Annotated in this window: 10 protein-coding genes; 7 read left to right on the forward strand and 3 right to left on the reverse strand. The window is 70.2% G+C overall.

Going from position 1 to position 11,366, the window contains the following annotated elements:
- Positions 1-542 precede the first annotated feature (542 nt).
- A complete protein-coding gene (locus tag CCN33_RS07855; RefSeq protein ID WP_086692603.1) occupies positions 543-968 on the reverse strand; it encodes a VOC family protein in 426 nt (141 codons plus the stop codon).
- Between the two features lie 50 nt (positions 969-1,018).
- Between CCN33_RS07855 and CCN33_RS07860 the strand changes: the two genes are divergently transcribed.
- The 3 genes from CCN33_RS07860 (at position 1,019) to CCN33_RS07870 (ending at position 5,060) form a co-directional block, all read left to right on the forward strand.
- On the forward strand, positions 1,019-1,288 hold the full coding sequence (locus CCN33_RS07860; RefSeq protein ID WP_086692623.1) for a ribbon-helix-helix domain-containing protein: 270 nt from the start codon (positions 1,019-1,021) through the stop codon (positions 1,286-1,288).
- Positions 1,285-1,722 carry a PIN domain-containing protein gene (locus tag CCN33_RS07865; protein ID WP_086692605.1) on the forward strand — a complete coding sequence of 146 codons (438 nt, stop codon included), beginning with the start codon at positions 1,285-1,287 and terminating at the stop codon, positions 1,720-1,722. The genes CCN33_RS07860 and CCN33_RS07865 overlap by 4 nt, the downstream gene beginning before the upstream one ends.
- A 344-nt stretch (positions 1,723-2,066) precedes the next feature.
- Positions 2,067-5,060, forward strand: a complete 2,994-nt coding sequence (locus CCN33_RS07870; RefSeq protein WP_086692607.1) for a bifunctional [glutamine synthetase] adenylyltransferase/[glutamine synthetase]-adenylyl-L-tyrosine phosphorylase — start codon at positions 2,067-2,069, stop codon at positions 5,058-5,060.
- On the opposite strand, the gene CCN33_RS07875 is transcribed toward CCN33_RS07870, so the two are convergent.
- Positions 5,048-5,905: a phosphatase PAP2 family protein gene (locus CCN33_RS07875; RefSeq protein WP_086692609.1), complete on the reverse strand. Its 858-nt coding sequence runs from the start codon at positions 5,903-5,905 to the stop codon at positions 5,048-5,050. The genes CCN33_RS07870 and CCN33_RS07875 overlap by 13 nt on opposite strands.
- 98 nt (positions 5,906-6,003) lie before the next feature.
- Complete coding sequence (locus CCN33_RS07880) at positions 6,004-7,038, reverse strand: LacI family DNA-binding transcriptional regulator (RefSeq protein WP_086692625.1); 1,035 nt, start codon at positions 7,036-7,038, stop codon at positions 6,004-6,006.
- Between the two features lie 459 nt (positions 7,039-7,497).
- Between CCN33_RS07880 and CCN33_RS07885 the strand changes: the two genes are divergently transcribed.
- The 4 genes from CCN33_RS07885 to CCN33_RS07900 all read left to right on the forward strand — a co-directional run.
- Complete coding sequence (locus CCN33_RS07885) at positions 7,498-8,772, forward strand: extracellular solute-binding protein (protein WP_086692611.1); 1,275 nt, start codon at positions 7,498-7,500, stop codon at positions 8,770-8,772.
- Positions 8,773-8,876: 104 nt separating this feature from the next.
- Positions 8,877-9,881: a carbohydrate ABC transporter permease gene (locus CCN33_RS07890; protein ID WP_086692613.1), complete on the forward strand. Its 1,005-nt coding sequence runs from the start codon at positions 8,877-8,879 to the stop codon at positions 9,879-9,881.
- Positions 9,882-9,900: 19 nt separating this feature from the next.
- Entirely contained in the window at positions 9,901-10,821 is a 921-nt protein-coding gene (locus CCN33_RS07895; protein ID WP_086692615.1) for a sugar ABC transporter permease, read from the forward strand.
- 56 nt (positions 10,822-10,877) lie between these two features.
- The coding region (locus CCN33_RS07900) for an alpha-amylase family glycosyl hydrolase (RefSeq protein WP_244173723.1) at positions 10,878-11,366 on the forward strand (489 nt) is incomplete at its 3' end.

Here is an 11,366-nt window from a genome sequence, read left to right on the forward strand (position 1 = left end):
AAATACGCCCGTCTGTTCCTGAAGCAGACGGGCGCGGCGTCGGGCACTGCACATCGCACCGTGAATCCTTTGCTGCAAACCCCCTCGGATTGCAGCGGCCGTTCACGGCGCCGAACCGCCGACTCGATGAGAGACCGGGCCCCCTGCCCGGACGCGTCAAAGAGGTGCGGCGATCTTCACGAACCCCCCTCATTCGTGGACCTTAAGAGTTCAACAGTCCATGCGAGATGGAAAGCCCGTTTTACTGATTCGAGATCTCGGGGTAGGCCGTAGACGCCGACGCGGGAGAGGTGTCAAGTCCCCAGTCCTGAGGCGCTTTTGATGTGGCTCGCAGTTCATACGTGCACGTCAAGTGGCTCTGCGATGTGCGGCGCGTGCGTGACCTGCGAGGCTGCGTAGAGCCAAGCAGTGATCAACAAATCTTCACAATTAGCGAGAGGCGCAACGACCCCAGTGACCCCCCAGTTGTCAGCAGGACCTTGCTACCTCGCGCACCACAAAAACGGTTGCGTTCGGCAACGATAAGACCGGTGAGGAGCGCCTCACCGCACCAACTCCCCGACCCCCAGCAAGTTCCCCTCGCTGTCCCGGAACCAGGCCCCCCGCTCACCCCGCGCCCCCGTGCTCGGGTAGTTGCCCTCGATCTCGGCGATGCCGTCATGGGTGTGGAAGCCGGGGGAGTCGACATCCTCGAAGACGACGCCTTTCGCCCGCAGCTCGATGACGACGGTGTCGAGGTCATCGACCTGGAAGCCCATCTGGGTAAAGGTGCCGGGTGAGGCCCCGGTGGACTGGAACACCACGAAGGACGAATCCCCGCACCGGTAGAGCAGCCCCCCGGGCCGCTCGTCGAAGGGCTCCAGCCCCAGTTTCTCGGAGTAGAACCGCCGAGCCCGCTCCAGATCCTGGGCAGGCAGCCGAGTGGCCACAGACCCCCGCGCCAGCGCCCCGCTCACGTCGTCTTCCATGTAAGCCCTCTCTCCCGGAGCCTGTGGTACAGGAGCTGTACCATGCCCCCATGGCCCTGAAACGCACGAACGTCTACGCGGACGACAGTGACTTGGCGCTGATCAAGGAGGCTGCGGCCCGGTTGGGCCTCTCGGAGGCGGAGATAATCCGCGAGGGCATTCACCGCATCGCACTGGCGCACCGAGTCTGGGACGAGCCGTTCGTGGCGGACGAGGAGACCTTCGACCTCGGTGAGCCCATGGACCGGGACGAGATCGGCAGAGCGGTGACCGAGGGATACGAGGCACGCGAGCACCGGAACAGGAACACCGCTGCGTGATCGCCATCGCCGACACCTCGGGCATCCTCGCCCTCTACAACCGCTCGGACCCGGCCCATACAGCGGCCAAGAAGGCGGCCGACCAGTGCGGCTTCCTGGTGGCGACCCCGATGGCCCTCACCGAGGTCCACCAGGTGGCCACCGCCAGAGCGGGTCGCGGAGCGGCGGACTCGATCCTGCGCAGCCTCACCAGCAGGGTGAGCGAGATGCGCCTGATCCTGGCGAACCCCACCCCGGAAACCCTGGACGCAGCACTGACGGTACGAGCCCGCCACCAGTCACTGGACCTGGACCTGGTGGACGCGATGAACGTGGCCTTGGCGGCCGAGTACGCGACGGACGCCATCCTCACCAGAGACCTGCGCGATTTCAGGACCGTACGCCCCCTGAACGGCAGGCACACACACTTCCGAGTCCTGCCGGACGACCTCTGAGCACACCCCACGAAACCGCACCCGCGAACGGCGGCAAGGGGACGTGGCGGGGGGTGTCCGCCCGCAGCGGCCGGCGATGAGGCAAGTGCAGCGAATCGAAGAAACAGAAGTCGCCGGACCGAGGACGGACACCCCCCGGCGCGGCCCCGACCCCGGACGAGGCGGGGGCGAAGCACGGGCGACGCGGCACGACGCGGGGGCACGCCACGGTCGACGCGGGACCGAGGCCGCACGACGCCAGGGTGGGGCCCCCGGGCGACGCGAGGCCGATGCCACACGAGGTCCGGCCGGTGGCACGGTTAGGCTCTGGCCAGGACCGTCTCGATCCCGAGGGGAGGCCGCGGATGACGCCGGGGCGCAGGAGCAGTACGTTCACCAGACTGCTTCGGCACGGCTTCACGGACCCCTCGGGAGCGGAACGCCTGCTGGACAGCCCCGAGCTGGCCCCGGTGAAGGCGGACCCGGTCCTCCTGGAGGCGCTGGGCGCGACAGCGGACCCGGACCTCGCCCTGCGCGGCCTGGTGAGACTGCTGGAGGCCCAGCCGGCCCCCACGGACCGCCGGGAACTCCTGGACACCCTGATCGCGGCGAAGCCCCTCCGCGACCGCCTCCTGGGCGTACTGGGCGCGTCGGCGGCCCTCGCGGACCACCTGAGCCGCCACCCCCACGACTGGCAGGAACTGGTCACCTACGAGCCAAGGGACCTCCACCCAGGAGTAACCGAGTTCGAACGCGGCCTCGCGGAAGCTATGGACCCGGTGGAACTGAGAGTGGCGTACCGCCGCTGCCTGCTCTCCATCGCCGCGAGGGACGTCTGCGGCACCACGGACGTGACCCAGACGGCGGCGGAACTGGCGGACCTGGCGACGGCAACCCTCCGCGCGGCCCTGGCCATGGCCCAGGCCGCGGCCCCCGAGGACGCACAGGCCTGCCGCCTGGCAGTGATCGCCATGGGCAAGTGCGGCGGCCACGAACTGAACTACGTCTCCGACGTGGACGTGATCTTCGTGGCGGAGCCCACCCAGGGCACGGACGAGACGAAGGCACTGAAGGCGGCCACGAGACTCGCCTCCCACATGATGCGCATCTGCTCGGAAACCACCGTCGAGGGATCGATCTGGCCGGTGGACGCGAACCTCCGCCCGGAGGGCCGCAACGGCCCCCTCGTCCGCACCCTGAGCAGCCATCTCGCCTACTACCAACGCTGGGCGAAGACCTGGGAGTTCCAGGCCCTCCTGAAGGCCCGCGCGGTGGCGGGGGACAAGGAACTCGGCGAGGCGTACACGGACGCCCTGACCCCGATGGTCTGGCAAGCGGCCGACCGGGAGAACTTCGTCTCCGACGTGCAGAAGATGCGCCGCAGGGTGGTGGAGAACATTCCCCCGTCGGAGATCGACAGAGAGCTGAAGCTCGGCCCGGGCGGCCTGCGGGACGTGGAATTCGCCGTCCAGCTGCTCCAGCTGGTGCACGGCCGCACAGACCAGGCTCTCCGCAGCGGCACCACCCTGAAGGCGCTGCAAGCCCTGGCGAAGGGCGGCTACGTGGGCCGGGAGGACGCCGCCCGCCTCGACGAGGCGTACCGCTTCCTCCGTGAACTGGAACACCGCATCCAGCTGTTCCAGCTCCGCCGCACCCACCTGGTCCCCGAGGCGGAGGAAGACCTGCGCCGCCTGGGCCGCTCACTGGGCCTGCGTACGGACCCGGTCGCGGGCCTGCGCCGCGAATGGAAGCGCCACACCGGAGTGGTCCGCCGCCTCCACGAGAAGATCTTCTACCGCCCCCTCCTGGACGCGGTGGCCCAACTGGCCCCCGGCGAAACAAGGCTGAGCGCGGAAGCGGCGAGAGAGCGCCTGGTCGCGCTCGGCTACGCGGACCCCGCAGCGGCCCTCCGCCACCTGGAAGCGCTGGCCTCCGGTGTGACCCGCAAGGCGGCCATCCAGCGCACCCTCCTCCCCGTCCTCCTCGGCTGGTTCGCGGACTCGGCCGACCCCGACGCCGGCCTCCTGAACTTCCGCAAGGTCTCGGACGCGCTGGGCAAGACCCCCTGGTACCTCCGCCTCCTCCGGGACGAGGGCGCGGCCGCGGAGAACCTGGCGAGGGTCCTCTCGGCGGGCCGCCTGGCCCCCGACCTCCTCCTGAGGGCCCCCGAAGCCGTGGCCCTCCTCGGCGACGGAGACGCGGGAGGCCTGGAACCGCGGGGCAGGGCCCAGCTGGAACAGGAGATCACCGCGGCGGTGAACCGCGCGGAGAACGCGGAACAGGGCGTAGCGGCCGCCCGAGGCGTGAGGCGCCGGGAACTCTTCCGCACCGCAGCGGCGGACATCGTCGGCTCCTATGGCACGGAGACCACCCCGGCGGAGTCCGACGAGGGCGTCCTCCTGGACCGCACGGGCAGCGCGATCTCGGACCTCACCGCCGCCACCCTCGCCGGCACCCTCCGCGCGGTCGTCCGCGAGACGTGGGGCGACACCCTCCCGACCAGGTTCGCGATCATCGGCATGGGCAGATTCGGCGGCCACGAACTCGGCTATGGCTCCGACGCGGACGTGCTGTTCGTGCACGAACCGAGAGAGGGCGTGGACGAGCACGAGGCCGCGAAGGCCGCCAACAAGGTCGTGGCCGAGATGCGCCGCCTGCTCCAGCTCCCCAGCGCCGACCCGCCCCTGCTGATCGACGCCGACCTGCGCCCGGAGGGCAAGTCCGGCCCGCTGGTCCGCACCCTGAAGTCGTACGAGGCGTACTACCGCAGGTGGTCGCTGGGCTGGGAGTCGCAGGCGCTGCTGCGGGCGGAGCCGGTGGCGGGCGACGAGGACCTGGGCCGCCGCTTCATGGCGCTGATCGACCCGCTGCGCTACCCCGCCCGCGGCCTGGACGAGGACGCGGTGCGTGAGATCCGCCGGCTGAAGGCCCGGATGGAGTCCGAGCGGCTGCCGCGCGGCGCAGACCCCAAGCTGCACACCAAGCTGGGCCCCGGCGGTCTGTCGGACGTGGAGTGGACGGTCCAGCTGCTCCAGCTCCGCCACGCCTGGGAGGTGCCTGCCCTGCGCACCCCGAGGACGCGCGAGGCACTGGCGGCGGCCCGCGAGGCCGGCCTGATCGGCGCGGAGGACGCGGCCGTGCTGGACGAGGCGTGGGTGCTGGCCAGCCGGGTCCGCAACGCGGTGATGCTGGTCCGCGGGCGGGCGGGCGACACCTTCCCCACCGAGCCCCGCGAGCTCGCCGCGGTGGGCCGCTACCTGGGCTACGGCGAGGGCCGGGCCGGCGACATGCTGGACGCGTACCGCCGTACGGCCCGCCGGGCCCGGTCGGTCGTGGACGAGCTGTTCTACGCCGGCTGACGCGCCCCGGCACCGAGCACGGCTCCGGGCACCTGCGGCCACCGCCCGTACCAGAGCCGGGCCACCCCCACCCCGAAGGCGAGGCACAGCATCCCGCCGACCGCGTCCAGCCAGAAGTGGTTGGCCGTGGACACGATGACCAGCAGCGTCAGCGCCGGGTACGCCAGCCCCAGCACCCGTGCCCACGGCACGGAGGCCAGCGCGAACACGGTCAGCCCGCACCACAGCGACCACCCGATGTGCATGGACGGCATCGCGGCGTACTGGTTGGACATGTGCTTGAGGTCGCCGGAGGCCATGGAGCCCCAGGTGTGGTGGACCATCACGGTGTCGATGAAGTGGCCGCCGCGCATCAGCCGGGGCGGGGCGAGCGGGAAGAGGTAGTACCCGGCGAGGGCCACGCCCGTGGTGGCGAACAGCACCAGCCGGACGGGGGCGTAGCGGCCGGGATGCCACCGGTAGAGCCAGACCAGCACCCCGATGGTGATCACGAAGTGCAGCGTGGCGTAGTAGTAGTTCATGCCGATGATCAGCCAACCCACCGAGTCGGCGGCGTGGTTGACGGACGCCTCGACGGCGATGCCCAGCCGGTGCTCCAGCCACCACACCGCGTCGGCGTTGCGCAGCGCCTCGCGCCTCTGCTCCGGGACGGCGTTGCGGATGAGCGAGTACGTCCAGTAACTCGCGCCGATCAGCAGGATCTCGAACCAGAGCCGGGGGCGCCGGGGACGGCGGACCCGGTCGCGCAGGGCCCGCGCCCCGCCGGTGCCCCGGCCCGTGACGGTCCGCGGTACGGCCACCTCGTCGCGGTGGCCGCCCGGTCCTGTCACGGTCGAGTCACTCATAGCTACCAAGTCTGCCAGACTAGGGACGCTCGACAGATCATCCCAAGGCCGGTACCACCACGCATGTTCTGCGCGAAAACGCCTGGCGGGGCGGGGGCTCAGCCCCGCGAACGCTCGCCCGGAGCCGAGGCGGTGGAGCCGCGCACGACCAGCTCCGGCATGAAGACGAACTCGCTGTGCGGGGCGGGCGTCCCGCCGATCTCCTCCAGCAGCGTGCGCACCGCGGCCTGGCCCATGGCCGGGACGGGCTTGCGCACGGTGGTCAGCGGCGGGTCGGTGAACGCGATCAGCGGCGAGTCGTCGAAGCCGACCACCGACACGTCGCGCGGCACGTCGAGGCCGAGCTGCCGGGCGGCCCGTATCGCGCCGAGCGCCATCATGTCGCTGGCGCACACGATGGCCGTGCACTGTCGCCCGATGAGCGCGGCGGCCGCCGCCTGCCCGCCCTCCAGCGTGTACAGCGAGTGCTGCACCAGCTCCTCGGCGACCAGGTCGGCGCCCAGCCCGAGCTGGTCCTGCATCGCGCGGACGAAGCCCTCGATCTTGCGCTGCACGGGCACGAACCGCTTCGGGCCGAGCGCCAGACCGATCCGGGTGTGGCCCAGCGACACCAGGTGCGTGACCGCGAGCGAGGTCGCCGCCCGGTCGTCGGGGGAGATGAAAGGTGCCTGCACCTTCGGCGAGAACCCGTCCACCAGCACGAACGGCACGCCCTGGGCGCGCAGTCGCTCGTAGCGCTGCATGTCCGCGGTGGTGTCGGCGTGCAGCCCGGAGACGTAGATGATCCCGGCCACCCCCCGGTCCACCAGCATCTCGGTCAGCTCGTCCTCGGTGGAGCCGCCCGGGGTCTGGGTGGCCAGCACCGGGGTGTAGCCCTGCCCGGTCAGCGCCTGCCCGATGACCTGTGCCAGCGCCGGGAAGATCGGGTTCTCCAGCTCGGGGATGATCAGGCCCACCAGGCCCTCGCTGCGCTGGCGGAGCCGCACCGGACGCTCGTAGCCGAGCACGTCCAGCGCGGCCAGGACGGACTGGCGGGTGGTGGCGACGACGCCCGGCTTCCCGTTGAGGACCCGGCTGACGGTCGCTTCGCTCACCCCCGCCTGCGCAGCGATGTCCGCAAGCCGTGTGGTCACGCCTGTGGACTGTACCGGCCGCACCGCGCCCGGCGCACCGGCGGGACGCCGTACGCGGGCGGCCGAACGGCCCGCCGTGGATTGCCGCGTCATCGCGCTCCTCGCCCCTCATGGGTATGTCGTCGCTCGTGCCCGCCGGACGGTCCGCCCGGCGCACGGCCGCAAGGGGATGATCCCGGCGGCGGCCCCCCGCGGCAAGAGCTTGCAGAGTCTTGCACAAGTGTCCGTCAACCCGCCTACCGGCGGTAGACCAGTATTTCGACAAGGTCTGGGGCAGGTCACGACACGGTAACCCGGCCGTCTTCTTGCACTTTTTTTCTGCAAGGTCTTTCGCGGCGCTTACAACGCTGTTACGTTCCGAGTCGCCCGGCCGCGGCAATGGCGCAGTCGGCACGACGCGGGTGGCGGCAGACGGGGCCGCACCTGCAATCTCGGGCTTTTCACCCTCAAGGAGAACTCATGCGGCGTGGCATAGCGGCCTCCGCGCTCGTGGCGTCCCTCGCCCTCACGGCGACGGCGTGCGGCGGGAGCGACGACAGCGACAGCAAGTCGGACGGCCCGGTGACCCTCACCTGGTGGGACACCTCCAACGCCACCAATGAGGCGCCGACGTACAAGGCCCTGGTCGAGCAGTTCCAGGCCGCCAACAAGAACATCAAGGTCAAGTACGTCAACGTGCCCTTCGACCAGGCGCAGAACAAGTTCGACACCGCCGCCGGCTCCAAGGGCGCGCCGGACATCCTGCGGTCCGAGGTCGGCTGGACCCCGGCCTTCGCCAAGAAGGGCTTCTTCCTGCCGCTGGACGGCACCGACGCCCTCGCCGAGCAGGACAAGTTCGAGCCCAACCTGATCAAGCAGGCCCAGTACGAGGGCAAGACCTACGGCGTGCCGCTGGTCACCGACACCCTCGCGTTCGTCTACAACAAGGCCCTGTTCAAGAAGGCCGGCATCACCGAGGCCCCCAAGACCTGGGACGAGCTGAAGGCCGACGCCGCGAAGGTCAAGGACAAGGCGAAGGTCGACGGCTACTGGGGCTCCACCCAGGCGTACTACGCCCAGTGCTTCCTCTACGGGGAGGGCACCGACACCGTCGACGCCGCGGGCAAGAAGATCACCGTCGCCTCCGCCCCGGCGAAGAAGGCGTACGGCACCTGGCAGAGCACGTTCTCCGGCAAGGGCCTGCACAAGGCGGACACCACCGCGGACGCCTACGCCCACATCCAGGACGCGTTCGTCAACGGCAAGGTCGCCTCGATCATCCAGGGCCCCTGGGAGATCACGAACTTCTACAAGGGCTCGGCCTTCAAGGACAAGTCCAACCTCGGCATCGCCACCGTCCCGGCCGGCTCGGCCGGCAAGGCGGGCGCCCCGACCGGCGGCCACAACCTCTCGGTCTACGCCGGCTCGGACAAGGCCCACCAGGACGCGGCCCTGAAGTTCGTGAAGTTCATGACCTCGGCCAAGTCCCAGGAGACCATCGCGCTGAAGAACTCCACGCTGCCGACCCGCGGCGACGCCTACACCTCCCAGGTCAAGGCCGACCCCGGCATCGCCGGCTACCAGGGCGTGCTCCCCGCCGCCCAGCCCCGCCCGGCGCTGCCGGAGTACAGCTCCCTGTGGGGCCCGCTGGACACCGAGCTGCCCAAGGTGGCCGGGGGCAAGGAGCCGCTGGACAAGGGCCTGAGCAACGCCGAGCTGGCCATCGCCAAGCTGGTGCCCGACTTCAGCAAGTGAGCCCGTGTGGCCGCCGGGTTCCCCCCGCCGTGGGGGATGGAGGGAACCCGGCGGCCACCGGCCTGTGACCAGCCCGCCCCCGAACTTGTAGAAGGTGTCGCACCATGACAGTCGCCATCGACCGCGCGACCGGCCGGCGCAGCGGTGAGCGGCCGCCCCGGCCCGGTCTCGGGCAGCGCCTGAAGAACGGCTACCAGAGGTACTGGTACGCGTACGCGATGATCGCGCCCGTGGTCGTCGTGCTCGGCATCCTCGTGGGCTACCCGCTGGTGCGGGGCGTCTACCTGACCCTGACCGACGCCAACAGCCTCAACTCGGCGCGCACCATCGGTGTCAACCACATCGACGCCACCTACAAGTTCATCGGGCTCGACAACTACCAGGACATCCTCTTCGGCCCCACGGCCTACGACCGCTTCTGGTCGCACTTCCTGTGGACCGTGTTCTGGACCGTCGCCTGCGTCACCCTGCACTACGTCATCGGGCTCGGCCTCGCGATGATGCTCGACCAGAAGCTGCGCGGCCGCACCGTCTACCGGCTGCTGCTCGTGCTGCCCTGGGCGGTGCCCACCTTCGTCACCGTCTTCTCCTGGCGGATCATGCTGGCCGACTCCGGTGTGCTCAACCAGATCCTCGGCGCCCTGCACCTGCCCCAGCCGCAGTGGCTGGAGGACACCTTCTGGCAGCGGTTCGCCGCCATCATGGTCAACACCTGGTGCGGGGTGCCGTTCATGATGCTCTCGCTCCTCGGCGGGCTCCAGTCCATCGACTCCTCGCTCTACGAGGCAGCCGAGATGGACGGCGCGAGCGCCTGGCAGCGCTTCCGGCACGTCACCCTGCCCGGACTGCGCTCGGTCAGCTCCACCGTGGTCCTGCTCGGCGTGATCTGGACCTTCAACCAGTTCGCCATCATCTTCCTGCTGTTCGGCCCGACCGGCGCCCCGGACGCCCAGATCCTGGTCACGTGGGCCTACTTCCTCGGCTTCGGACAGCAGCCGCGCGACTTCGCCCAGTCCGCCGCGTACGGCGTACTGCTGCTGTCGATCCTGACCGTGTTCACCTCCTTCTACTTCCGCTGGCTGAAGCGCAATGACCAGCTCGCCGTCTGACGCCGCAGGAGCCGCCGCCATGAGCACCACGACACCCCCCGAGACCGCGCCGGGACGCCCGCTCACCGCCGCCGCACCGGCCGCCGCCCGGCCCCGCGCGACCCGCCGGCGCGGCGAGCGCGGCCCCCTGGGCACCGTCCTGCTGCACGGCGGCCTGGTCCTGGCCAGCCTGATCGCGCTGGTCCCGGTGGCCTGGCTCTTCTTCCTGTCCCTCGGCCCGGAGAAGGACGACTACCTGCACCCGGGCCGCATCTTCGGCCGGGCGGGGTTCGCCAACTACGCCTTCGTGCTCCAGCACACCGGCTTCTTCGACTGGTTCAAGTCGACGATGATCGTGGCGCTCGGCACCACCTTCATCGGCGTCTTCGTCGCCGCCACCACCGGCTACGCCGTCTCCCGGATGCGCTTCCCCGGCTACAAGCCGCTGATGTGGGTCCTGCTGCTCACCCAGGCGTTCCCCATCGCCATCCTGATCGTGCCGATGTACGAGATCTTCGGCGAGCTGGGCCTGATCGACACCTACTGGGCGCTGATCCTCATCAACTGCTCCACCGCCGTGCCGTACAGCGCGTGGCTGCTCAAGGGGTACTTCGACACCATCCCCTTCGAGATCGACGAGGCGGGCCGGGTGGACGGGCTCACCCCGTTCGGCACCTTCTTCCGGCTGATCCTGCCGCTGGCCCGGCCGGGCCTGGCCGTTGCCGCGTTCTACAACTTCATCACGGCGGTCGGTGAGGTCGCGTTCGCCACGACTTTCCTGCTGGACGACTCCAAGTACACCTTCGCGGTCGGCCTGCAGACCTTCGTCAGCGAGCACGACGCGCAGTGGAACTACATGGCCGCCACCGCGGTGCTGATAGCGATACCGGTGTCCGTGTTCTTCTACCTCGTGCAGAAGAACCTCGTCACCGGCCTCACCGCGGGCGGCACCAAGGGCTGACGCCCGCCGCACCCACGCCCGAAACGAACCGAACCTCGTCACGCACCAAGGACGCCATGAGCCAGCAGCATCTCGCAGCCCCGGCCGACGACACCGCCGTCGCCCCCGCCGCCCAGCACCGCGACTGGTGGCGCGGCGCGGTGATCTACCAGGTCTATCCGCGCAGCTTCGCCGACTCCAACGGCGACGGCATGGGCGACCTGGCCGGCGTGCGGGCCAGACTGCCCTACCTGCGCGACCTCGGCGTGGACGCCGTCTGGCTCAGCCCGTTCTACGCCTCCCCGCAGGCGGACGCCGGGTACGACGTGGCCGACTACCGGGCCGTCGACCCGATGTTCGGCAACCTGCTGGACGCCGACGCGCTGATCCGCGAGGCCCACGCGCTGTCCCTGCGCATCATCGTGGACCTGGTCCCCAACCACTCCTCCGACCAGCACGAGTGGTTCAAGCGGGCGCTCGCCGAGGGCCCCGGCTCGCCGCTGCGCGAGCGGTACCACTTCCGCCCCGGCAAGGGCGTGGACGGCGAACTCCCGCCCAACGACTGG

This window comes from Streptomyces recifensis (genome assembly GCF_002154615.1).
Lineage (GTDB): Bacteria > Actinomycetota > Actinomycetes > Streptomycetales > Streptomycetaceae > Streptomyces > Streptomyces griseoluteus.